This is a genomic window from Streptomyces canus, from assembly GCF_041435015.1.
Lineage (GTDB): Bacteria > Actinomycetota > Actinomycetes > Streptomycetales > Streptomycetaceae > Streptomyces > Streptomyces canus_G.
The window spans coordinates 2627495-2650789 of record NZ_CP107989.1; the positions used below are offsets into that span (position 1 = coordinate 2627495).

General features: G+C 69.1%; 16 protein-coding genes. 5 read left to right on the forward strand and 11 right to left on the reverse strand.

Annotated features, from left to right (window positions below; translation table 11 throughout):
- Positions 1-113: 113 nt before the first annotated feature.
- The 4 genes from OG841_RS11680 to OG841_RS11695 all read left to right on the forward strand — a co-directional run bounded on the left by OG841_RS11680 (position 114) and on the right by OG841_RS11695 (position 7791).
- Positions 114-3290 (forward strand): glycosyl hydrolase 2 galactose-binding domain-containing protein, encoded by a 3177-nt coding sequence (locus OG841_RS11680; RefSeq protein WP_371564801.1) that lies wholly within the window; start codon positions 114-116, stop codon positions 3288-3290.
- Positions 3287-4324 (forward strand): LacI family DNA-binding transcriptional regulator, encoded by a 1038-nt coding sequence (locus OG841_RS11685; protein ID WP_328641463.1) that lies wholly within the window; start codon positions 3287-3289, stop codon positions 4322-4324. The genes OG841_RS11680 and OG841_RS11685 overlap by 4 nt, the downstream gene beginning before the upstream one ends.
- Before the next feature lie 117 nt (positions 4325-4441).
- On the forward strand, positions 4442-5668 hold the full coding sequence (locus OG841_RS11690; RefSeq protein WP_266558156.1) for a thiolase family protein: 1227 nt from the start codon (positions 4442-4444) through the stop codon (positions 5666-5668).
- Complete coding sequence (locus OG841_RS11695; RefSeq protein WP_328641462.1) at positions 5665-7791, forward strand: 3-hydroxyacyl-CoA dehydrogenase NAD-binding domain-containing protein; 2127 nt, start codon at positions 5665-5667, stop codon at positions 7789-7791. Before OG841_RS11690 ends, OG841_RS11695 begins: the two co-directional genes overlap by 4 nt.
- A gap of 71 nt (positions 7792-7862) precedes the next feature.
- On the opposite strand, the gene OG841_RS11700 is transcribed toward OG841_RS11695, so the two are convergent.
- On the reverse strand, positions 7863-8891 hold the full coding sequence (locus tag OG841_RS11700) for a hypothetical protein (RefSeq protein WP_328641461.1): 1029 nt from the start codon (positions 8889-8891) through the stop codon (positions 7863-7865).
- A 70-nt stretch (positions 8892-8961) separates the two neighbouring features.
- Between OG841_RS11700 and OG841_RS11705 the strand changes: the two genes are divergently transcribed.
- Positions 8962-9327, forward strand: a complete 366-nt coding sequence (locus tag OG841_RS11705) for an NTP pyrophosphohydrolase (protein WP_328641460.1) — start codon at positions 8962-8964, stop codon at positions 9325-9327.
- Positions 9328-9408: 81 nt separating this feature from the next.
- Here OG841_RS11705 and OG841_RS11710 read toward each other — a convergent pair whose 3' ends face one another.
- The 10 genes from OG841_RS11710 to ngcE all read right to left on the reverse strand — a co-directional run bounded on the left by OG841_RS11710 (position 9409) and on the right by ngcE (position 22947).
- Positions 9409-10839: an ArnT family glycosyltransferase gene (locus OG841_RS11710; RefSeq protein WP_371564807.1), complete on the reverse strand. Its 1431-nt coding sequence runs from the start codon at positions 10837-10839 to the stop codon at positions 9409-9411.
- Between the two features lie 73 nt (positions 10840-10912).
- Positions 10913-12409, reverse strand: a complete 1497-nt coding sequence (locus OG841_RS11715; RefSeq protein WP_328641458.1) for an amino acid permease — start codon at positions 12407-12409, stop codon at positions 10913-10915.
- A 136-nt stretch (positions 12410-12545) separates the two neighbouring features.
- The gene (gene dxs, locus OG841_RS11720) at positions 12546-14465 is read right to left on the reverse strand and encodes a 1-deoxy-D-xylulose-5-phosphate synthase (RefSeq protein ID WP_328641457.1); all 1920 of its coding nucleotides are present in this window, start codon (positions 14463-14465) and stop codon (positions 12546-12548) included.
- A 132-nt stretch (positions 14466-14597) separates the two neighbouring features.
- On the reverse strand, positions 14598-15926 hold the full coding sequence (locus OG841_RS11725; protein WP_328641456.1) for a sugar ABC transporter permease: 1329 nt from the start codon (positions 15924-15926) through the stop codon (positions 14598-14600).
- Complete coding sequence (locus OG841_RS11730) at positions 15923-16714, reverse strand: ATP-binding cassette domain-containing protein (RefSeq protein WP_328641455.1); 792 nt, start codon at positions 16712-16714, stop codon at positions 15923-15925. Before OG841_RS11730 ends, OG841_RS11725 begins: the two co-directional genes overlap by 4 nt.
- 274 nt (positions 16715-16988) lie before the next feature.
- A complete protein-coding gene (locus OG841_RS11735) occupies positions 16989-18086 on the reverse strand; it encodes a sugar ABC transporter substrate-binding protein (protein WP_328643680.1) in 1098 nt (365 codons plus the stop codon).
- Between the two features lie 133 nt (positions 18087-18219).
- Positions 18220-19419 (reverse strand): ROK family transcriptional regulator, encoded by a 1200-nt coding sequence (locus tag OG841_RS11740; protein WP_328641454.1) that lies wholly within the window; start codon positions 19417-19419, stop codon positions 18220-18222.
- Positions 19420-19612: 193 nt separating this feature from the next.
- The gene (locus tag OG841_RS11745) at positions 19613-20539 is read right to left on the reverse strand and encodes a carbohydrate ABC transporter permease (protein WP_328641453.1); all 927 of its coding nucleotides are present in this window, start codon (positions 20537-20539) and stop codon (positions 19613-19615) included.
- Between the two features lie 4 nt (positions 20540-20543).
- Positions 20544-21470, reverse strand: coding sequence for a carbohydrate ABC transporter permease (locus OG841_RS11750; RefSeq protein ID WP_306975203.1), 927 nt, complete (start codon positions 21468-21470; stop codon positions 20544-20546).
- Positions 21471-21486: 16 nt separating this feature from the next.
- Entirely contained in the window at positions 21487-22947 is a 1461-nt protein-coding gene (ngcE, locus tag OG841_RS11755; RefSeq protein ID WP_328641452.1) for an N-acetylglucosamine/diacetylchitobiose ABC transporter substrate-binding protein, read from the reverse strand.
- Positions 22948-23295: the final 348 nt, after the last annotated feature.

Below are 23295 nucleotides of genomic sequence, written 5' to 3' on the forward strand. Positions count from 1 at the left end.
TCGGTACTCTGACAACGTTTTCTTAACCGGTAAAGTCCCTATCTCGCCAACGATGCCAGCCCTGCCAAAAAGTGTCCGCAGCACAGGACTTGATCGGTTTAGGGAGTGTGTACATGCTTCAGGCCACACCGCTCACCGAGGGATGGATCCTGCGCCACTCCGACGGCACGGTGGACGAACTCCCCGCTGTCGTGCCGGGATGCGTGCACACCGACCTGCTGGCGGCGGGAGTGATCCCGGATCCCTTTCTCGGGCGCAACGAGACCGAGGTCGCGTGGGTGGGGCGGCGGGACTGGACCTACGAGACCGACCTCGTGCCCCTGAACGGGCATGAGCAGACCGACCTCGTCTTCGACGGTCTGGACACCGTGGCCGAGATTCTTCTGGACGGCCGGCTCCTGGGCCGGACGAGGAACATGCACCGCTCGTACCGCTTCGACGTGACCGGCATGTCCGGACGGCTCGCCGTGCGGTTCGTCTCCGCCTACGCCGAGGCCGAGGCGGTGCGCGGGAAGCTGGGTGAGCGGCCCGCCGCGTATGCCGAGCCGTATCAGTACCTCCGCAAGATGGCCTGCTCGTTCGGCTGGGACTGGGGGCCCACGCTGGTGACCGCCGGGATCTGGCGGCCGGTGCGCCTCGAGCGGTGGTCGACGGCCCGGATCGCCCGGGTGCGGCCGCTCGTGACCGTCGAACAGGGCGTGGGCGTAGTGGAGTTGGCGGTCGACGTGGAGCGCGCCAGGGTCGAGGCACCGCTGACGGTCGAGGCGACGGTCGGGGGTGAGCGGGTGCGCGCCTCGGTCGACGGCACGCAGGGGGTCGTACGCCTCGAAGTGCCCGGGGCGCGGCTGTGGTGGCCGCATGGCTACGGTGAGCAGCCTCTGTACGACGTCGAGTTGACGCTTCTGCACGAGGACCGCCCGCTGGACGTGTGGCGGCGCCGGGTCGGCTTCCGGAGCGTCGAGGTGGACCGCGCGGCCGACGCACACGGCACCGGGTTCACCCTCGTCGTCAACGGCGAGCGGCTCTTCGCGCGCGGGGTGAACTGGATCCCGGACGACGTGTTTCCGTCCCGGATCACCCGGGAGCGGTACCGCGAGCGGCTGGGACAGGCGGCCGACGCCGGGGTGGACCTGGTGCGGGTCTGGGGCGGCGGGATCTACGAGAGCGAGGACTTCTACGACGCCTGCGACGAGCTCGGGCTGCTGGTCTGGCAGGACTTCCCGTTCGCGTGCGCCGCCTACCCGGAGGAGCAGCCGCTGCGGGGCGAGGTGGAGGCGGAGGCCCGGGAGAACGTCGTACGGCTGATGCCGCATCCCTCGCTCGTGCTGTGGAACGGCAACAACGAGAACCTGTGGGGGTTCCGGGACTGGGGATGGGAGGCGCGGCTCGCCGGGGACTCCTGGGGCGAGGGGTACTACCTGGGCGTACTGCCGCGGGTGGTGGCCGAGTTGGACCCCACGCGGCCGTACACGGCGGGGAGCCCCTGGTCCGGGTCGTGGGAGCACCACCCGAACGATCCGGCGCACGGGACGCACCACTCCTGGGAGGTGTGGAACCGGGAGGACTACGCCGAGTACCGGGGTGAAGTACCGCGTTTCGTGGCCGAGTTCGGCTGGCAGGCGCCGCCCGCGTACGCCACGCTGGCGCGTGCGCTGCCCGGGGAGGTGCTCGCGGCGGACTCCACCGGTGTGCTGCACCACCAGAAGGCCGACGACGGGAACGGCAAGCTTCGGCGTGGGCTGGAGCGGCATTTCGCCTTTCCCGAGGGGGACTTCGATCGCTGGCACTACCTGATGCAGGTCAACCAGGCGCGGGCCGTGGCCGCCGGGATCGAGCACTGGCGGTCGCACTGGCCGGTGTGCGCGGGGACGGTGGTGTGGCAGCTCAACGACTGCTGGCCGGTGACGAGTTGGGCCGCGATCGACGGGGATGGACGGGAGAAGCCGCTCTATCACGAGCTGCGGCGCCTGTACGCGGATCGGTTGCTGACAGTCCAAACGCGCGGGCAGAAGCTGGTGTTGGCAGCCGTCAACCAAGCGGCCGAGCCGTGGGCGGGGGTACTGCGGCTGCGGCGGATGTCGGTGGACGGCGAGGTGATCGCCGAGGCCGAGCTGGACTTCCGCGCGCCCCGACGCACGGTCACCGATGTGACGGTACCGCCGGAACTGGTACCGGCGGGGCCGAAGGAGTTCCTTGTGGCGGATGCGGGCGGGGACGGCGGCGCGGGCCGGGGAGTGGCTGTGGACGCCCACACGGGCCGGGGCCCGGCTGCCGGCACGGACCGGGGAGGGAATGCGGGCACGGGCCGGGGCGCGGCTGCGGGCCCGGGAGAGGACGCGGCCGCGAGCGACGGCCACGGCTCGGGCACGAAAACCGGCGCAGGCCCGGAAGCGGGCAGGGGCCGAGACCCGGGCACGAAAGCCGGCACGGATGCGGCCGCGAGCGCGGGCGACGGCTCAGAGGCGGAAACCGGCGCAGACCCCGAAGCGGGCAGGGGCCGAGGCTCGGAAGCCGGTGCGGGCGCGAGCCAGGACACGGGAGCGGGTGCGGGCCCGGGAGAGGACGCGGCCGCGAGCGACGGCCACGGCTCGGGCACGAAAACCGGCGCAGGCCCGGAAGCGGGCGTGGGCCGAGACCCGGGCACGAAAGCCGGCACGGATGCGGCCGCGAGCGCGGGCGACGGCTCAGAGGCGGAAACCGGCGCAGACCCCGAAGCGGGCAGGGGCCGAGGCTCGGAAGCAGGTGCGGGCGCGAGCCAGGACACGGGAGCGGGTGCGGGCCCGGGAGAGGACGCGGCCGCGAGCGACGGCCACGGCTCGGGCACGAAAACCGGCGCAGGCCCGGAAGCGGGCAGGGGCCGAGACCCGGGCACGAAAGCCGGCACGGATGCGGCCGCGAGCGCGGGCGACGGCTCAGAGGCGGAAACCGGCGCAGACCCCGAAGCGGGCAGGGGCCGAGGCTCGGATGCCGGTGCGGGTGGGAGCCAGGACGCGGGGATCGGGCCAGGCGGTTTGCGGGCTCTGTACTTTCCCTCGCCGGACCGGGAGATTCCTTACCCGCGGCCGGAGTTCGACGTGGCCGTGGCGCCGGGGGGCGTGACCGTGACGGCTCGCACCCTCGTACGGGATCTGCTGCTCCAGGCGGACCGGCTGGAGCCGGCGGCTCGGGCCGACCGGGGGCTGGTCACGCTGTTGCCCGGGGAGCGGGTGACCATCGGGGTCAGCGGCTGGCAGACTCCTGATCCGGACGCCGCTCGATCCGCCCTGTACTGCCTGGAGCCCAGCCGATGACAGCCCAGCCGGCCCCGCGCGTCACGATCAAGGACGTCGCCGCGCGCGCCGGTGTGTCCAAGGGGGCCGTATCGCTCGCCTTCAACCACAAACCGGGGCTGTCGGAGGCGACCCGGGACCGGATCTTCCGGGCGGCGCAGGATCTGGGCTGGGCGCCGAACCTCACGGCAAGGACGCTGGCGGGGTCACGGGTGGACGTGGTGGGTCTCGCGATCTGCCGGCCGGCCCGGCTGCTGGGGCTCGAACCCTTCTACATGGAGTTCGTGTCGGGCGTGGAGAGCGTGCTGATCGAGCGGAACTGCTCGCTGCTGCTGCGGCTCGTGCGGAACGTGGAGGAGGAGGTCGGGCTGCAGGAGTCCTGGTGGCGGGGACGGCAGGTCGGGGGGTCGATCCTGGTCGACTTCCGTGCGGACGATCCGCGCGTCGCGGCGGCCGAGCGGCTGGGTCTGCCGGTGGTGGCGGTGGGGCATCCCGCGTTCACCGGCGGCCTCACGTCCGTGTGGACCGACGACGCCACCGCCGTGACGGAGGCCGTGCGGTATCTGGCGGCACTGGGGCACCGGCGGATCGCCCGGGTGGGGGGTGCGGCGGCGCTCGGGCACACGGCGATGAGGACGGCCGCGTTCGACGAGGCGGCACGGAGCCTGGAGCTGGCGGGGGCCTGGCAGGTGACCACCGACTACTCGGGAGAGGCCGGAGGGCGGGCCACCCGGTCCCTGCTGACCGCCCCACCGTCGGACCGGCCCACGGCGATCGTCTACGACAACGACATCATGGCGGTGGCCGGACTGGCGGTCGCGGCGGAGATGGGCCTGAACGTTCCGCGCGATGTCTCGCTGCTCGCCTGGGACGACTCCCAGCTCTGCCGACTCACCCATCCCACGCTCTCCGCGATGAGCCATGACGTGCACGGATTCGGTGCGGAGGCGGCTCGGACGTTGTTCGGGGTGATCACCGGGGAGGGGCCGGGATCTCATCCCGTGCCCACGCCGGTCCTGACCCCGAGGGGCTCCACCGCGCCTCCCACGGTGTGACCTTCGCCGCTCCGGCCTCCAGGGGTGGGCAGTCACGTTACTCATAAGTAGCATGGGTCTGAGCGCGCGCTCAGCGCATCGCAGCAGTGCAGATCCCGCATCTGGAGGAGAGCCATCGTGCCTCGTACCGTCAGGGACGTCGTCTTCGTCGACGGCGTCCGCACCCCGTTCGGCAAGGCGGGCCCGAAGGGCATCTACCACGAGACCCGCGCCGACGACCTCGTCGTGAAGGCGATCCGGGAGCTGCTGCGCCGCAACCCGGGTCTGGACCCGAAGAAGATCGACGAGGTCGCCATCGCCGCGACCACGCAGATCGGTGACCAGGGGCTCACCATCGGCCGTACGGCCGGGATCCTCGCCGGTCTCCCGCAGTCCGTCCCGGGCTACTCCATCGACCGCATGTGTGCCGGCGCTCTGACCGCCGTCACCGCGGTCGCGGGGTCGGTCGCCTTCGGCGCCTACGACATCGCCGTCGCCGGTGGTGTCGAGCACATGGGCCGTCACCCCATGGGCGAGGGCGTGGACCCGAACCCGCGGTTCGTCAGCGAGAAGCTGGTCGACGAGTCGGCTCTGTTCATGGGCATGACCGCCGAGAACCTGCACGACCGCTATCCGCAGATCACCAAGCAGCGCGCCGACGAGTACGCCGTGCGCTCCCAGGAGAAGGCCGCCAAGGCGTACGCCAACGGCAAGATCCAGGCCGACCTGGTGCCGATCTCGGTGCGCCGCACCAACCCGGAGGCCGGTGAGACCGGCTGGGGTCTGGTCACCGCCGACGAGCCGATGCGCCCGGGGACCACCCTGGAGAACCTGTCCGGCCTGAAGACGCCGTTCCGTGTGCACGGCCGGGTCACCGCGGGTAACGCGGCCGGTCTGAACGACGGCGCCACCGCCTCCCTCATCGCGTCCGAGGACTTCGCCCGCGAGAACGACCTGCCGGTGAAGATGCGCCTCGTCTCGTACTCCTTCGTGGGTGTCGAGCCGGAGGTCATGGGCTACGGCCCGATCCCGGCCACCGAGAAGGCGCTCGCCCAGGCGGGCCTGTCCATCTCCGACATCGGCCTGTTCGAGATCAACGAGGCCTTCGCCGTCCAGGTCCTGGCCTTCCTCGACCACTACGGCATCGCGGACGACGACGAGCGCGTCAACCAGTACGGCGGCGCCATCGCCTTCGGTCACCCGCTGGCCTCCTCGGGTGTGCGTCTGATGACGCAGCTGGCCCGCCAGTTCGAGGAGCAGCCCGAGGTCCGCTACGGCCTGACCACCATGTGCGTCGGCTTCGGCATGGGCGCGACGGTCATCTGGGAGAACCCGAACCACAAGGACGCCGGAGGCAGCAAGTGAGCACCACTGAGCTCTTGAAGGGTGCGGCCGAGCTGTTCCCGGACGAGGTAGTCACCCAGGCGCACGTGCGCCACCTGGACCTGCCGTTCAACGCGGGCCGCTTCGCGCTCATCACGCTGGACAACGGCTTCGACCACACCAAGCCGACCACCTTCGGCCCGGCCTCGCTGGCGAACCTCGACACCGCCATCGACCAGGTCGAGAAGGAGGCCTCGGCCGGCGAGATCGTCGGTGTCGGCATCACCGGCAAGCCGTTCATCTTCGCCGTCGGCGCCGACCTCAAGGGCGTCGAGCTGCTCAAGGAGCACAAGGACGCGCTCGCCATCGGCAAGGGTGGCCACGAGGTCTTCAAGCGCCTCGCGGGCATCGCGGTGCCGACCTTCGCGTACTACAACGGTGCCGCGATGGGCGGTGGCGTCGAGGTCGGTCTGCACTGCACCTACCGCACGGTCTCCGCCGCCCTTCCCGCCTTCTCGCTCCCCGAGGTCTTCCTCGGTCTGGTCCCCGGCTGGGGCGGCTGCACCCTGCTGCCGAACCTGATCGGCGCCGACAAGGCCGTCTCGGTGATCATCGAGAACTCCCTCAACCAGAACAAGCAGCTCAAGGGCGCCCAGGTCTACGAACTGGGCATCGCCGACGCATTGTTCGAGGGCGCGGACTTCCTGGAGCAGTCCCTGCTGTGGACGGCCTCCGTCCTCAAGGGCGAGATCGTCATCGAGCGCCCGGCGATCGACCGCGGTGAGGCCTGGGACCAGGCCGTCGCCAAGGGCCGTTTCGTCGCGGACTCCAAGGTGCACGGCGCCGCTCCGGCCGCCTACCGCGCCCTCGACATCATCGCCGCCGCCAAGAACGGCGACCTCCAGCAGGGCTACGACGCCGAGGACCAGGCCCTCGCCGACCTGATCATGGGTGGCGAACTGCGTTCCGGCATCTACGCGTTCAACCTGGTGCAGAAGCGCGGCAAGCGTCCCGCGGGCGCCCCGGACAAGAACCTGGCCCGCCCGGTCACCAAGGTCGGTGTCGTCGGCGCCGGTCTGATGGCCTCCCAGCTCGCGCTGCTCTTCCTTCGCCGCCTCGAGGTGCCGGTCGTGCTGACCGACATCGACCAGGAGCGCGTCGACAAGGGTGTGGGCTACGTCCACGCCGAGATCGAGAAGCTGCTCGGCAAGGGCCGTATCAACCAGGACAAGGCCAACCGCCTCAAGGCCCTGGTCACCGGTGTGCTGGACAAGGCGGAGGGCTTCTCCGACGCGGACTTCATCATCGAGGCCGTGTTCGAGGAGATCGGCGTCAAGCAGACGGTGTTCGCGGAGGTCGAGGCGGTGGCCCCGGCGCACGCGATCCTCGCCACCAACACCTCCTCGCTGTCGGTCACCGAGATGGCGTCGAAGCTGAAGAACCCCGAGCGGGTCGTCGGCTTCCACTTCTTCAACCCGGTCGCGATCCTCCCCCTCCTGGAGATCGTCCGCGGCGAGCAGACCGACGACGCGTCGCTGGCCACCGCCTTCGCCGTCGCCAAGAAGCTGAAGAAGACCGCGGTGCTGGTCAAGGACGCCCCGGCGTTCGTCGTCAACCGCATCCTCACCCGCTTCATGGGCGAGATCCAGAACGTCATCGACGAGGGCACCCCCGTCGAGGTGGCGGAGAAGGCGGTGGAGCCCCTGGGCCTGCCGATGTCTCCTCTCGTCCTGCTGGAGCTGGTCGGTCCCGCGATCGGTCTGCACGTCTCGGAGACCCTCAACCGGGCCTTCCCTGACCGCTTCACGGTCTCCCCGAACCTCGCGGCCGTCGTCAAGGCGGGCAAGCGCGGCTTCTACGTCTACGACTCCGGCAAGCCGGAGCTGGACCCGGAGGTCGCCGCGCTGCTGCAGCAGGGCGACTCCGTGCTGACCGAGGAGCAGGTCCGCGACCGCGTCCTCGACGCCGTCGCCCAGGAGATCGGGCTCATGCTCGACGAGGGTGTCGTCGCCGAGGCCCAGGACATCGACCTCTGCCTGATCACGGGCGCCGGCTGGCCCTTCCACCTGGGCGGCATCACGCCGTACCTGGACCGCGAGGGTGTCTCCGAGCGTGTGAACGGCAAGAAGTTCCTGGCTCCGGGCCTGGCGTCGGTTCCGGCGTAGCGACCGGTCGTACGACGGTGAAGAGGGCCTCCGCGGCGGCGGAGGCCCTCTTTCCACGTTCGGGGAGGTGCTCAGACCTGCTGCCAGGCCGCCAGTGCCAGTCCCGGCTCGTCCTTCTGCCGGGCGATCCGGAGCTCCCCGTCGGGGGTCACCGTCGCGGCGACGATACGGCCGTCCGCGTCCTCGGCGAGGGCCACGGCCGTGCCCACCGGCAACTGCGGCCCGGACTCGGTCCACCACAGGCCCGCCGACTCCTGCTCGGTCGGACAGGCGGCGAAGGCGATCCGGCCGGAGGCCGAACGCTGGGCGAGCAGCGTGCAGTCGTGGCCGTCCAGGGTGCAGCGGAGCAGGGCCGCCGGGCCGGGGCCGGCCGCCGCGAGCAGGGGGGTCGGCTCGGTGCCCGGGCGCCAGGCGTAGAGCATGCCCTCGGGGTCCGCGAAGAACAGCGTGGTGTGTTCCTTGGAGGTGGGCACCACGCTGAGGGTGCCCGGCTCGACGCGGACGGGCAGCGGGTCGGCCGGTACGAGAGGCGCGCCCGCTTCCTCCTGGAGCCAGCGCAGGATGCCGTCCGGGTGGGTGCCGTACAGCTCGACCCGGCCCGACTCCCCTGTCACGGCGGCCAGTTCCTCGTGCACGTCGGAGCCCTTGAGGTCGGACCAGGCGTTCCAGCCGCCGCGTTCCTTCTGGATGCGGGCGTGCACGCCGTTGCCGCGGTTGCCGACGAAGACATGCGCCCGGCCCTCCGCGTCGACGGCCACGGCGGGGACGCCGGTGCGGGCGCCCGCCCTGTCGGGGTGGCCGACCGGGCTCCAGTCGAGGGCGGCGAGGTGGACGCGGAAGTGGGTGGAGTGCACGAGGCCCGCTTCTTCCGCCTTGGTGGGGCGCCAGGAGACGAGGTGTGCGTAGCCGTCGGCGCCGTGTCCCACGGCGAGTCCGGGGTGCAGGCGCTGGTCGCCGCCGACCTTGCGCCAGGGCAGCCAGGTGTCGCCGCCGGGGCGGCGCTCCGCCCTGCACCACACGGCTTCGTCGCGGGTGGCGTAGACGCCGAGTCGGCCGTCGCGGGCGCGGATGAGCCAGTCGCCGTTCACTGTACGGACCATTGACACGGGTCCACTCTAATCGGGCGGTCGGCGCCGGCTTCGGGTGGGCCGGTCGTGGGACGCTGGGGGCATGAGTGACGTGCTGCTGGTCGTCGTGGATGCCGCGAACGTCGTCGGGTCGGTGCCGGACGGGTGGTGGCGGGACCGGCGGGGGGCGGCGGAGCGGTTGCGGGACCGGCTGGCGGTGGACGGGGTGCCGGGGCGGGACGGTCCGGTGGAGATCGTGCTGGTGGTGGAGGGGGCGGCTCGGGGGGTGGAGTCCGTGCCGGGGGTTCGGGTGGAGTCGGCGGTGGGGAGCGGCGACGATCGGATGGTGGAGCTGGTGGCGGACGCGGGTGAGCGGCCGGTGCTGGTGGTCACCGCGGATCGGGAACTTCGCCGCAGGGTCGGGGAGTTGGGGGCGGAGGTGGCGGGGCCGCGGACGGTTCGTCCCTGAGCGCCTTCCGATGTGCCGCGCTGTGTGGTCCGGCGGCTGCGGCCCGCCCCCACCGGCCCGCAGCCGAACTGAGACCGCCCCCTACCTCCTCCTCACGTACAGCACCGCCCCATCCACCGCCCCCGCCTCCTCGTACCCCGCCGCCAGCAACCGCCGGAGGCCCCGTACCCGTTCCGGCGCGTACGGCTTGCCGCGGGAGTCGTCCACCACCAGGGCCGCAGAGACCGCCTCCCGGCGGAACACCGCCCACGTACCCCGCACGGCATACCTCTCCCCCACCCGCCCCCCGTCCCGGCCCCCGCTGTAGTTCGTGAGGAGACCCGCCGTCAGATAGCGGGTGGCCGGGGCACGGTCCGCCATCCAGTACGTCTCCGGGTGTATCCCCCAGATCAGGACCGGATCGCCCGGCGGCGTACGGGACGACACCGCCTGTGCCACACGGCGTGCGTGGTCGAGGTCGGTGCGAGGGGCCAGCACACCCCACGTCAGGAACAGCGCGCACGCGCAGGCCGAGGTGAGCACCGCCGTGATCGTACGGTCGTACGGCAGCGCGCGAAGCGCACCCGTGGCCAGGAGCGCGATCGGCGGGAGGAGTTGGAGGTAGTAGTGGCCGAAGAAGTGGAAGCCGAGGAGCACCGCTCCCGCCGACGCGAGCAGCCACAGCCACAGATCGGCGGTCGGCGCGCGCCGGGCCCGTACGACGGGGGCGATCAGGCCCGCGCAGGTCACCGTCACGATCCCGGTGTTGGCCAAACCCCTTGCCAGTACGTGGAGTTCGGAGCCGGTCAGCGTGGCGTACGCCCCCGAACCCGTCACCGTCCAGAACAGGAAACCCGCCGGGTCCGTCACCAGCGCCGCGCACAGCACCGGCGTCAACGCCCCCGCCACGAGCCGCTGCAGCCCCCGTCGCCCCGCGCCCGAGGCGACGTACAGCCAGAGCACGGGCAGCAGCACCGCCCCGCCCGTCTGCTTCGTGAGGAACGCGCACGCGACCGCCGTTCCCGCCGCACCCCAGCGCCGCCGGTCCGCGCACCACATCGCGGCGGCCGTGCAGGGCAGGAGGAACACCTCGAAGCTCGCGGCCTGCGCGTCCTCGGGGTTCAGGCCGACGGAGATCAGCAGATACAGCACTCCTGCGGTACGGCCCGACGTGTCGCCCCAGCGGCGGCCGGCCAGGGAGGCCAGCAGGGCGGCGGTGAGGAGCTGGGCCAGGACCGCCAGGACCCGCACCCCGGCCAGTGTGCCGGAGCCCGTCACCGCGAACGCGGCCTCGTAGAGCCACGGCACGAGGGGCGGCTTGCGGTCGACGACCGTCTCGTAGAGCTGTCCGCCCTGCGCCAACAGTCGTGCCTGCACGGCGAGATAGCCCTCGTCCGGGTTCCAGAAGGGGCGTGTGAAGGACGGGACGCGCGTCGCGCAGGCCAGGGCCGCGAGCGGGGGCAGCAGTCGGCTCCAGTACGCCGTACGGGAACCGGGTACGGAAGGTGACGGGAGCAGGAGCTCTGCGGGCATGACCAGCACGCTATCCGGCCCCGTGTATCCGGATGAAACAGGACATACGGGGCCGGGAGGCGGAACGTATGTGTTACTCCGTGTTGTTGGCCGCCGCCGTGCGCTGTCCGAGACGGCTGTGGCTACGGCCGTAGAGGAAGTAGACGAGGAAGCCGATGACCATCCAGATGGCGAACCGCAGCCAGGTCTCGGCCGGCAGGTTGAGCATCAGCCAGAGGGAGGCCAGGACCGACAGGATCGGGATGACCGGCACCCAGGGGGTGCGGAAGGCGCGGGGCAGGTCAGGGCGGGACTTGCGGAGGATGACCACGCCGATGGCGACCACCACGAACGCGAACAGGGTGCCGATGTTGACCAGTTCGGCGAGTTCGCTCAGGGGTGTGAAGCCGGCGACGATCGCGATGATCACGCCGAGCAGGATGGTCGGACGGTGCGGCGTCCGGTACTTCGGGTGGACGTGGGAGAAGAACGTCGGCAGCAGTCCGTCGCGGCTCATCGCGAAGAAGACCCGGGTCTGGCCCAGGAGCAGGATCATGCAGACGGTTGTCAGGCCGACGGCGGCGCCGAAGCTGATGAAGCCCGCGAACCAGGGGTGGCCGGTGGCCTTGAAGGCGTCGGCGAGCGGGGCCGTGATGGACAGGTCGGTGTACTTCTGCATGCCCGTCACGACGATCGAGACGGCGACGTAGAGGGTCGTGCAGATGAGGAGGGAGCCGAGGATGCCGCGGGGCATGTCGCGCTGCGGGTTCCTGGTCTCCTCGGCGGCGGTGGCCACGACGTCGAAGCCGATGAAGGCGAAGAAGACGACGGAGGCGGCGGTGAAGATGCCCATCACACCGAAGTTGGAGGGCGCCCAGCCGAACATCAGCTGGATCAGCGGTGACTGGAGACCGTCACCGGCCGGCACCTCCTGTGCCTTCGGGATGAACGGGTCGTAGTGGTCGCCCTTGATGAAGAAGGCGCCCGCGATGATCACGGTCAGCACGACCGTCACCTTGATGGCGACGACGATCGAGGTCACGCGCGCGGAGAGCTTGGTGCCGAGCACGAGGATGCAGGTCAGCACCAGGACGAGCGCTGCGGCGAGGATGTCGAAGCCGAAGCCGTCGGCCCCGTCGCGGCTGCCGAGCGCTTCGGGCAGATGCCAGCCCGCGTTGTCCAGCAGCGAGGCGATGTAGCCGGACCAGCCGACGGACACCACCGCCGTGCCCAGCGCGAACTCCAGGACCAGGTCCCAGCCGATGATCCAGGCGGGCAGTTCGCCGAGGGAGGCGTAGGAGAAGGTGTACGCCGATCCCGCCACCGGGACGGTGGAGGCGAACTCGGCGTAGCAGAGCGCGGCGAGCGCGCAGACGACACCGGCCACGACGAAGGCCAGGGCCACCGCCGGTCCGGCGTTGTTCTTGGCGACGGTGCCGGTCAGGACGAAGATGCCGGTGCCGATGATGACGCCGACACCGAAGACGGTCAGATCCAGCGCGGACAAGGACTTCTTGAGCGCGTGCTCTGGCTCCTCGGTGTCGAGGATGGACTGCTCGACCTTCTTCGTCCGGAAGAGGGTGCTGCTCACGGGTACCTCCCACGCTGTGTCGTCCTCGACATGATCGAGAGGGGGCGTAGGTCGTATGCCCCGGCGCGGGGGGATTCACGCGAATGGGCCGGCCGTTCCACTGTCACGAGTGGTACGGCCGGCCCGTTCGGCCGTGTCAGTCGCGGGCGGGCTCCGCCTCGGCCGCGCTGTCGCTGTACCGCCCGTCCAGCTTGGAGACCAGGCCGGTGACCTGGCGGGCGATGTCGGGGGCGGTGAGGCCGATCTCCGCCATGACCTCGGCACGGGAGGCGTGGTCGAGGAAGCGCGGCGGGATGCCGAAGTCGCGCAGCGGTACGTCGACGCCCGCGTCACGCAGGGCCTGGGCGATCGCCGAGCCGACGCCGCCGACCCTGCTGTTGTCCTCGACGGTGACGACCACGCGGTGCCGCTCGGCGAGCGGGGCCATGGCCTCGTCGACGGGCTTGACCCAGCGCGGGTCGACGACGGTGGTGGAGATGCCCTGCTTGTCTAGGAGCGTGGCGATCTCCAGGCACATGGGGGCGAGGGCGCCGACGGAGACGAGGAGCACGTCGGGCGTGTCGGTCCCCGGCTCGCGCAGGACGTCCATGCCTCCGACGGTGCCCACGGCGGGTACGGCGGGGCCCACGACGCCCTTGGAGTAGCGCAGCACGGTCGGCGCGTCGTCGACCTGGACGGCCTCCCGCAGCTGGGCGCGCAGCTGTTCGGCGTCGCGCGGGGCGGCGAGCCGGAGCGTCGGGATGACCTGGAGCATCGACATGTCCCACATGCCGTTGTGCGAGGCGCCGTCGTCGCCGGTGACGCCGGCCCGGTCGAGCACGAAGGTCACACCGCACTTGTGCAGGGCGACGTCCATGAGGACCTGGTCGAAGGCACGGTTGAGGAAGGTGGCGTAGACGGCGAAGACGGGGTGCAGGCCGCCGGTCGCGAGGCCCGCCGCCGACACGGCCGCGTGCTGCTCGGCGATGCCGACGTCGTAGATGCGCCCCGGGAAGGTGTCCGCGAACTTCTTCAGGCCGACCGGCTGGAGCATGGCCGCGGTGATGGCGACGATGTCCTCGCGCTCCCGGCCCAGCTTGACCATCTCGTCGCCGAAGACGGAGGTCCAGCTGGCCGCGGAGGCCTTGACCGGCAGGCCGGTGTCCGGGTGGATGGGGCCGATGCCGTGGAAGCGGTCGGCCTCGTCCTGCTCGGCGGGCTCGTAGCCGCGGCCCTTCTCGGTGAGGCAGTGCACGATGACCGGCCCGCCGAACCGCTTGGCGCGGGCCAGCGCGGACTCCAGCGCCTCGAGGTCGTGTCCGTCGATGGGACCGACGTACTTCAGGCCGAGGTCCTCGAACATGCCCTGGGGCGCGATGAAGTCCTTGAGGCCCTTCTTGGCCCCGTGCAGGGTCTCGTAGAGCGGCCTGCCGACGACGGGGGTGCGCTCCAGCAGGTCCTTGCCGCGGGCGAGGAAGCGCTCGTAGCCGTCGGTGGTGCGCAGGGTGGCCAGGTGGTTGGCGAGACCGCCGATGGTCGGCGCGTAGGACCGCTCGTTGTCGTTGACGACGATGACCAGCGGCCGGTCCTTGGCGTCGGCGATGTTGTTCAGCGCCTCCCAGGCCATACCGCCGGTCAGGGCACCGTCACCGATCACGGCGACGACGTGGTCGTCCCGTTTGAGCACCTGGTTGGCTTTCGCGAGCCCGTCCGCCCATCCGAGGACGGTCGAGGCGTGGCTGTTCTCGATGACGTCGTGCTCGGACTCGGCGCGCGAGGGGTAGCCGGACAGCCCGCCCTTGGAGCGCAGCCTGGAGAAGTCCTGCCGCCCGGTGAGCAGCTTGTGCACATACGCCTGGTGGCCGGTGTCGAAGAGCACCCGGTCCTTGGGCGAGTCGAACACCCGGTGCAGGGCGATGGTCAGCTCGACCACACCGAGGTTGGGGCCGAGGTGGCCGCCGGTCTTGGAGACCGCGCCGACGAGGAAGCTCCTGATCTCCTCCGCCAGCTGGTCCAGCTCCTCAAGGCTGAGCCGGTCCAGATCACGCGGTCCCCTGATGCGGGTCAGCAGCGGCACCCGTGCCTCCTTGCAGTAGAGCTGATCGAGCTTTGCCGGGCTTGTCGAGTCTAATGTTCTACGAGAACAATCTTGCCCGGCACCTTGTGGGTGCCGGGCAAGAGGATCGACCCGAAGGGGCGCGATCAGGCGCTATCCGCGACCGGCCGCCTTCTGAGACTTTCGAGACACCGAGTCGATGACGACCGCTCCCAGCAGAACACCACCGGTGATCATGTACTGGATCGACTGGTTCATGTTCAGCAGGTCCAGACCCGTCTGGATGGACTGGATCACCAGCATGCCGAGCAGCGCCGACCACACCGAGCCACGCCCACCGAACAGCGACGTACCACCGATGACGGCCGCCGCGATGGCGAGCATCAGCGTGTTGCCGCCGCCGGCGCTCAGCGTGGCACTGGCGGTCTGACCGGCGAAGAACATGCCGCCGATGGCTGCGAACCCACCGGAGATGGCGAACACGGTGATACGGATCAAGGGCACGTTGATACCCGCACGGCGGGCCGCCTCGATGCCGCCGCCGACCGCGAACACCTTGCGGCCGTATGTCGTGCGACGCAGCACGAAGTCCACGATCACCAGCGCCGCCAGGAAGATCACCAGCGCGTTGGAGACACCGGCGGCGTCGTTCAGCACGTACGCGGCGAGGAAGGACGCCAGCGCGAGCACCCCGACGCGCAGCAGGATCTCGCTGGTCGGCCGGAACGGCACGTTTGCGGCCTTGCGGCGCCGCTGATCATTGAGGTTGCCGACGAGGCTCAGTACGACACCGAGGCCCGCCAGCAGGTACGCGCCGATGATGGCCTGGTCCATGAAGAACGAGCTCTGGCCCAGCAGGTGGATCGGACCGGAGTCGGACGGGATGTTGATGGTGCCGCTGGAGCCCAGCAGCCACAGCATCAGACCGTTCCAGCCGAGGAAGCCGGCCAGGGTCACGACGAAGGCCGGTACGCCGATCTTCGCGAAGAACCAGCCCTGCAGCGCGCCGATGCCGATACCGACGAGGACCGCCAGGACCAGCGACAGCCAGACGCCCACGCCGTGTTCCACCGAGAACACGGCGAACAGGGTGGAGGCCAGACCGCTGACCGAACCGACCGACAGGTCGATCTCACCGAGCAGCAGGACGAACACCAGGCCGATGGCGAGCATGCCGGTGGCCGACATGTAGTAGCTGATGTTCGAGACGTTGTCGGCGCTGAGGAAGCGGTCGTTCTGCAGCTGGAAGATCGTCCAGATGACGATCAGGCCGACCACGACCGGCAGCGAGCCCAGCTCACCGCCCTTGACCTTGCGCGTGAACTCGGTCCAGTAGCCCTTGAGGCCCTCTTCGCGGATCAGCAGCCGGGGGTCGACCACCGAGACCGGCGCGGCGGTGGGATCGTCGGAGGGGGCGACCGTCGACTGGTGCGCCTGCCCCTTCGTTCCGGCGTCCTTGGAAACCTTGGATGTGTCGCTCACTTCGCGGCCTCCGTGCTGCGACGCCCCGCACGACGGGTCACGGCGTTGTCCGTGGCACCCGTGATCGCGGAGATGATCTCTTCCTGACTGGTGTCCTTCACCAAGAAGGAACCGTTGTTCCTGCCCAGACGCAGCACGGCGACGGTGTCGGCGACGGCCTTCACGTCGGCCATGTTGTGGCTGATGAGGATGACGCCGAGGTTGCGCTCGCGCAGCCGCTCGACGAGGTCGAGGACCTGTGCGGTCTGCTCGACACCGAGGGCGGCGGTGGGCTCGTCCAGGATCACGACCTTGGGGTCCCCGATCAGGGCGCGCGCGATGGCGACGACCTGGCGCTGACCGCCGGAGAGGCTCGCGATCGGGATGCGCACACTCGGGATGCGGATGGAGAGCGTGTTCAGCAGCTCGCGGGCCTTCTGCTCCATCGAGACCTCGTCGATGATGCCGCGGCGCAGCAGCTCGCGTCCGAGGTAGAGATTGCCGACCACGTCGAGGTTGTCGCACAGGGCGAGGTCCTGGTAGACCGTCGCGACGCCGAGTCCCTGGGCGTCGTGCGGCTTGTTGATGCTGACCGGGCTGCCGTCCCACTCGATGATGCCCTCATCGATGGGATGCACACCGGCAATCGTCTTGACCAGCGTGGACTTTCCAGCGCCGTTGTCGCCGACGAGGGCGACCACTTCACCGGCGTGGACCTCCAGTTCGACGTCGGTGAGGGCCTGCACCGCACCGAATCGCTTGGAGACTCCGCGCAACGCCAGCACGGGCGTAGCGGACACGTTAACCATCTCCTTCGCCGCCTGACCGGCGGGGATGCCGCGCTTGGGGTAGGCGCGGAGGGGTTGTGCTTTTAGCACTTACTTACGAGTTGTGCTGTCAGCACGGATTTACAAGTCGAACATGCGCGCGGCCGATGCCTCTTGGCAACGGCTGCGTCCGCCATGCTTCCGTCCGGCGCCCGCCCCGCAGCGGGGTATGAAGGCGGTGCGGGCGCCGGACAGGCTCTGTGCCTGCCTGTCGGGGCGGGTCCGTCGAAGGACTCGCCCCGGGGCTCAGCGGCTCTTACTGAAGGCCGGCCTTCTTGCACGCGGCGGCGTAGTTCGCGGTGCAGATGTCGGCGACGGTGTACAGACCGTCCTTGACGACCGTGTCGTTGATGTTCTTGACGGTGACCGAGACCGGGGTCAGCAGCTTGGCCTGGACCTTGTCACCGGAGCCACTGGTGACCTGGGTGTCGGCCAGGGACTTGATGTCCTTGCCCTGGAGCAGGTTGACCGCGAGCTCGGCGGCGTTGTCGGCCTCCGGCTTGTAGGCCTTGTAGACCGTGGAGGACTGGGTGCCGGCGACGATCCGCTGGATGGCCGCGAGCTCGGCGTCCTGACCGGTCAGCGGGATGGTGCTGATGCCCGCGCCCTTGAGGGTGTTGGCGATACCACCGGCCATGCCGTCGTTGGCGGCGTAGACGCCCGCGATGTTCTTGGCGCCCAGCTGGGTGATGGCCGCGGACATCTTCTGCGCGGCGACGGTGTCCTTCCACAGGCCGGACTGCTCGTAGGCGATGTCGACCTTGCCGTCGAGGACCTTGTGGGCGCCTTCCTTGAACTGGCCGGCGTTCGGGTCGGCGTCGTCACCGTTGATCATGACGACCTTGGACTTCGGGGTCGCCTTGGAGCCGAGCGCGTCGAGCAGGGCCTGACCCTGGAGCTCGCCGACCTTGACGTTGTCGAAGGAGACGTAGGCGGAGACCGGGCCCTGGGCCAGACGGTCGTACGCGACGACCTTGACGCCCTTGCTCACCGCGGAGGCGATGGAGGACTTGATGGCGGCGGAGTCCTGCGCCGAGACCACGATCACCTTGACGCCCTTGGTGACCATGCTGCTCATCTGCTGGGCCTGCTTGCCCGGGTCGGCCGCGGCGTTGGCGTAGGAGACGGTGCAGTCGCTGCACAGCTCCTTGACCTTGGCCTCGAAGTACGGCTTGTCGAACTTCTCGTACCGCGCCGTGACGTTGTCGGGCAGGAGCAGGCCGATCGACTTGCCGCCCGAGCCCGAGCCCGAGCTGCTGCTGCTGTCACTGCCGTTGTCGTCGCCGGCCTTGCCACAGGCGGCGGCCGAGACGGCGAGCGCCGAGATCGCGACGGATACGGCCACACGACGCATGAGCGTGTTCACTTTTGAAACCTCCCTGACGAGGCCGCGTCGTTGCGGCCGAGGTGGCTGGAAGTCAACTCGGCCGCACGTGCGACGTCAAGAAGTAAATACTTAACGAGATGGCAACGGCGTCCTGCGTTCTCTAAGTGAAGGCAGGTGTCGCTGCATGCAGCGTGCTGTCCAAAAGGGTCGAATCACCCATCTCGCTGAGCGCGAGGGCGAGTGCTCCGAGCACCTCCGCACGACCTCCAAGTGCCCCGGGAAGCACGCTCAGTTGGCGTGCCGCACTGGGGATCGCATAGCGGCCGACAGACTCCCTGATCGGCCCGAGCACCAGCTCACCGGCCTCGGCGAGATCACCGCCCAGGACGACTCGGCTCGGGTTCAGCAAGTTGCAGAGATTGGCGACTCCACTGCCGATATGTCGGCCGACGTCGGCGATCACCCGACGGCAGCCAGGATCTCCGTCCCGTGCGAGTCGAACAACGCCTTCCATGGTGAGATCGGTGCCGTGGCTGGACTGGAGGAGCGGGAGCACATAGCGCGCGGCCGCGAAGGTCTCCAGACAGCCGCGGTTGCCGCAACGGCAGACGGGACCGGACTCATCAAGAGTAATATGCCCGATTTCTCCCGCTGTGCCACCCGGGCCACGGTAGATCTTGCCGCTGATGACCAGTCCGGCACCCACACCGCTCGCGACCTTGATGTACGCCAGGTCCCGCACTCCCCGGCCACTGCCCCAGACCAGCTCACCGAGGGCGCCCAGGTTGGCGTCGTTGTCCACGTGCACGGGCACGCCCAGGCGCCCCTGGAGCTCCTCGGCGGGCTTGGTGCCGATCCAGCCCGGCAGGATGGCGGAGGAGCCCAGGGAGCCGGACTCCAGGTCGATGGGGCCGGGCACGCCGAGGCCCACCCCGGCGATCTTCGAGCGGTCCACGCCGGTCGCCTCGATCAGCCGGTTGACCAGCTGTTCCGCCCGGTCGAAGCCCTGGGTGGAGGAGGCGTCCACGTCCAGTGGCTCGGACTCCTCGGCCAGCACCTGATGGGCGAGGTTCCCGACCGCGACGCGCAGATGGGTGTGCCCGAAGTCCACCCCTATGACGATGCCGGCGTCCCCGCTCAGGGAGACCGCGCGGGCCCGCCTGCCACCCGCCGACGTGGGCGTGACCTCGACGGTTCCGCCGTCCTTGAGCTCGCGGACGATATTGGAGACGGTCGCGGCGGACAGTCCCGTGGTGCGTGCGATCTCCGCCTGTGTGAGCGACCCGGCCAGCCGGACGGCACGTACGACCCGCTCCAGGTTGGCTCGGTGCAGTGACGACTGCGACCCCGGAGTCTCCACGACGACCTCCTGCGCGCGGGACCGCAGCGATGAGGCCCCGTCTATGTCCAACTAGTGAACTCTAAGATGAGCCGTTAGGGTCGCCTCCCGTCAAGAGGTTGAACAGTATCCGCGTTCTTGTCCATGCCGAAGGGGCGCCGCCCGTTCAAGATCCGGACCTTGAAGGGGTGACGCCCGTGCGGGCGGCCGAGCTCTACTTCAGCGCGCCCGCCGTCAGCCCGGCCACCACCTGTCGCTGGAAGATGATGTAGGCCACGAGGACCGGGATCATCGCCATCACCAGACCGGCGAACAGGCCCGACCAGTCGCCCTTGTAGCCCTGGCTGGCCGCGAGTTGGACCAGCCCCTGGGTCAGTACCCGTTTGTCCGGGTCGGTGTTGAGCACCGTCGGCAGCATGTACTGGTTCCACTGGCCCAGGAAGTTGAAGATCCCCACGCTGATCAGGCCCGGCTTGGCCATCGGCAGCATGATCTGGAAGAACGTCCTGGAATGCGAGGCCCCGTCCACGAAGGCCGCTTCCGCCACCGAGGTCGGCAGGGTGCGGAAGAACGCGGTCAGGAAGAAGACCGTGAACGGCAGTGAGTACGCGATGTAGACCAGGATCAGCCCGTGAATCGTGTTCAGCAGGCCCATGTTGTTCACGACGTAGAACAGCGGGACCAGCGCCAGCATGATCGGGAAGCTCATGCCGCCGATGAACAGGAAGTAGATGAAACGGTTGCCCGGGAAATCGAACCGGGCCAGCACATACGCCGCCATCGAGCCGAGCACCAGGGTGCCGATGAGCGAACCCGCCACCACCAGAATGGTGTTGAGGAAGTAGTCGCTCATGTTGGCGTCGGTCCAGGCCCGCGACCAGTTGTCGAAGTGCAGCTTGTCCGGCAGCGCCCAGGGCGAGTTGAAGATGGCACTGTCGTCCTTGAAGGACGTCATCACCGCCCACAGCAGCGGCATCACGACCATGAACGCCCACAGGATGAGCATTCCGTGCGAGAAGACGTTGAGGACGCCGCCCTCCTTCTTCTTCTCCTTCCGGGCCGGGCCGCCTCGGGTGTCGGTCTTGGCGACGGGAGTACCGGAGTCGGCCGGTACGGGGGCAGGGGTTTCGGTCGTCTTCATCGGATCAGTACTCCAGCCGCTCGCGCCGGCCCAGCCGCATCACCAGGGCGGCGAACGCCAGCGTGACGACGAGCAGGGCGACGCCGATGGTGGTGGCATAGGCGGCCTGTCCGTCACGGAACGCCTTCTGGTACACGTACAGGACCATGACGGTGGTCGAGTAGTCGGGGCCGCCGGGCCCGGTCGTCATGATCTGTACGACCGCGAACGACTCGGCTCCGAGGGCCAGGATGCCCATGTAGACCCAGCCGGACTGCACGGTGTCCCACAGCAGCGGCAGGGTGATCCGGAAGAACGTGCTCGCCCGCCCCGCCCCGTCGAGCAGCGCCGCCTCGTACAGGTCCGCCGGGATGGAGGCCATACCGGCGCTGAACAGGACCACGAAGAAGCCGACCGTGGACCACACGAGGACCGCCATCACGGCCCACAGGGCGAGGCTCGGGTCGCCCAGCCACAGAGGCTGGACGCTGCCGAGCCCGATTCCGCGCAGGATCGAGTTGATGGCGCCGCTGTCCGGGTTGTACGCGAAGGCGAACAGCAGGGCGACGATCGCGATCGAGAGAACCTGCGGGAAGAAATACACGATCTTGTAGAAGGAGGAGCCCCGGACACCGGTGACGACCGGGCCTCCCCTTCTTTTCCGTCCGCCGACATTGATCATGAAGGAGAAGAACAGCGCCAGGCTGATCGTCACCAACGGCAGCACGAGCGCGAAGATCAAGCTGTGCTGCAAGGACTTCCAGAAGATCTCGTCGTCCAGCATCCTCCGGTAATTGTCCAGGCCGACCATCTTGAATTCGGGGCTCAGGCCGGTCCAGTCCGTGAACGAGTAGTAGATGGACTGGATGAACGGCCAGACCACGAATAGCGCGTACAGTCCCAGGGGCAGCGCCAGAAACCCCACGATGAACCGGTACTTGCCGTGCTGCATCGCCGCTCCGTTGCCGTTACTGGTGCTTGTAGTGCTTGATCGACGAGTCCTTCGCGGCCGCGTCGGCGAAGCCCTGGATCTTCTTGATGGCCTCCGCCGGGGTGAGCCGTCCGGCCATCATCTCGCCGAGGCCCGCCACACCGATCTGCTCCTTCTGGAGCTGGACGTACCAGTCCTGCAGCCGCGGGTTCACCACGTTGTCGCCGGCCTTCTCCAGCGCGGCCACACCGGACTTCAGGCCCGGGGTGAGGGTGATGCCGTCGGTGCCGCCGTTGTAGGCGGTCAGGGACTTGACCTTGGAAGTGAAGTTCTTCGAGGACGCCTCGCTGAGCATGATGCGCAGCTGCTCCATGCCGCCCGCGGTGTTCTTCGCCTTGGCCGGGACGATGAAGGGTTCACCGCCGGAGGCCCAGATGGTGCCGAAGGGCATCTTGTCGGAGGAGTCGATGCCGGTGGGCGCGGAGACCGCGAGGCCGAAGTCCTTGGGGATGACGTTGGCCGACTCGTTCTCCACCCAGGAGCCGTTCGGGATGAACAGCGCCTTGCCCTGGGCCCAGGCGGTCTGCGACTGGATGTGGTCGAGGCCGGGGGTGCCCTTGAGGACGTAGCCCTTCTTGTAGAGCTCGTAGTAGGCGTCGAAACACGCCTTGACCGCCGGGTTCTTCCAGGCGTTCGGCTCCAGGTTGTCGATGGCGTCGAGGACCTCGACGCCGCCGACCTTGCCGATCATCGGGTAGAGCGAGAAGGGGAGGTAGTACGGGTACTTGCCCGCGTACGTCCAGCCCGCCATGCCCTTCTTCTTGGCCTTCGCGCACACCGCGAGCATCTGGTCCCAGGTCTCCGGGTACTGCTCGTCGAGCGAGTCGAGGGCCTTCTGGGAGTACCAGACGCCGTAGACCGTGTAGGCGTAGTACATGATCCACACCGGGTCGCCGTCGAACTGGCCCATCTCGACGATGCCGGGGCGCAGGGTGTCGCGGACCTTCTTGCTCGGGTCGTCGTACGACGGGGCGTCCAGGAGCGGGGTGAGGTCGGCGAGCTGGTTCTTGCCGACCAGGACGCCCATGTCCATCTGCTCGGCGCCGGAGTTGTCGATGAGGTCCGGCGGGGTGCCCTGGTTGAAGCGGGGCTGGAGCGTGGACTGGATCTTCTGGGTGGCGGAGAACTTCACCTTGGCCTTGGGGAAGTTCGTCTCGTAGATCTTCACGGCGTCCTCGGCGTATTCCTTGCCGAAGCCGCCGTCGAACAGGACGAACTCCATCTGCGCGGTGTCGTTGACGGCCAGGGGGTTCTTGGCGGTCTTCTTGCCCGCCTTGGCCTTGTCGCCGCTGTCGTCGCCGCCGCTGCTGGCGCACGCGGACAGAAAACTCATCGTCGGAACGGAGATCAGACCGAGTGCGGCCGACCGCTTGATCAGATCGCGGCGGCCTACACCCGCGCTGCCGTTGTTGCTGTTCTCGGCGGAAGTGGATCCCATGCTCAAGTCCTCGCCTTCTCCAGGACTCAGGCGGTGAACCGGATCCTCCCCGGCACCGCGGTCAGGTCAAGCAGGTTCGTACAAGAGGGGTGAATCGCCGACAGGTATAGTCCACTTCCGGTCGAGGGAGCAAGATCGAACGCAATGTTGGCCATGGGTGTTCTCTAGTTGAGACCTCGCGGAAATATGAGCGCCCTGTGCGAAGCTTGCCGGAAAAATCCGCGACATACGCCCCGAATGCCACACCCAACCCCCTTGACATCACTGTTCACTTGGGCCACTACTGATCCTTGCACGGATTGTGTGACAACGTTGTCCGTCCTTGTGCAGGGAGGGTACTCGCCGATG

Coding starts and splice junctions, on each gene's coding strand:
- OG841_RS11680 (WP_371564801.1), top strand. CDS start 114: ATGCTTCAGGCCACACCGCTCACCGAGGGATGGATCCTGCGCCACTCC.
- OG841_RS11710 (WP_371564807.1), bottom strand. CDS start 10,839: ATGCCCGCAGAGCTCCTGCTCCCGTCACCTTCCGTACCCGGTTCCCGT.
- OG841_RS11705 (WP_328641460.1), top strand. CDS start 8,962: ATGAGTGACGTGCTGCTGGTCGTCGTGGATGCCGCGAACGTCGTCGGG.
- ngcE (WP_328641452.1), bottom strand. CDS start 22,947: ATGGGATCCACTTCCGCCGAGAACAGCAACAACGGCAGCGCGGGTGTA.
- OG841_RS11685 (WP_328641463.1), top strand. CDS start 3,287: ATGACAGCCCAGCCGGCCCCGCGCGTCACGATCAAGGACGTCGCCGCG.
- OG841_RS11700 (WP_328641461.1), bottom strand. CDS start 8,891: ATGGTCCGTACAGTGAACGGCGACTGGCTCATCCGCGCCCGCGACGGC.
- OG841_RS11730 (WP_328641455.1), bottom strand. CDS start 16,714: ATGGTTAACGTGTCCGCTACGCCCGTGCTGGCGTTGCGCGGAGTCTCC.
- OG841_RS11750 (WP_306975203.1), bottom strand. CDS start 21,470: ATGCAGCACGGCAAGTACCGGTTCATCGTGGGGTTTCTGGCGCTGCCC.
- OG841_RS11745 (WP_328641453.1), bottom strand. CDS start 20,539: ATGAAGACGACCGAAACCCCTGCCCCCGTACCGGCCGACTCCGGTACT.
- OG841_RS11735 (WP_328643680.1), bottom strand. CDS start 18,086: ATGCGTCGTGTGGCCGTATCCGTCGCGATCTCGGCGCTCGCCGTCTCG.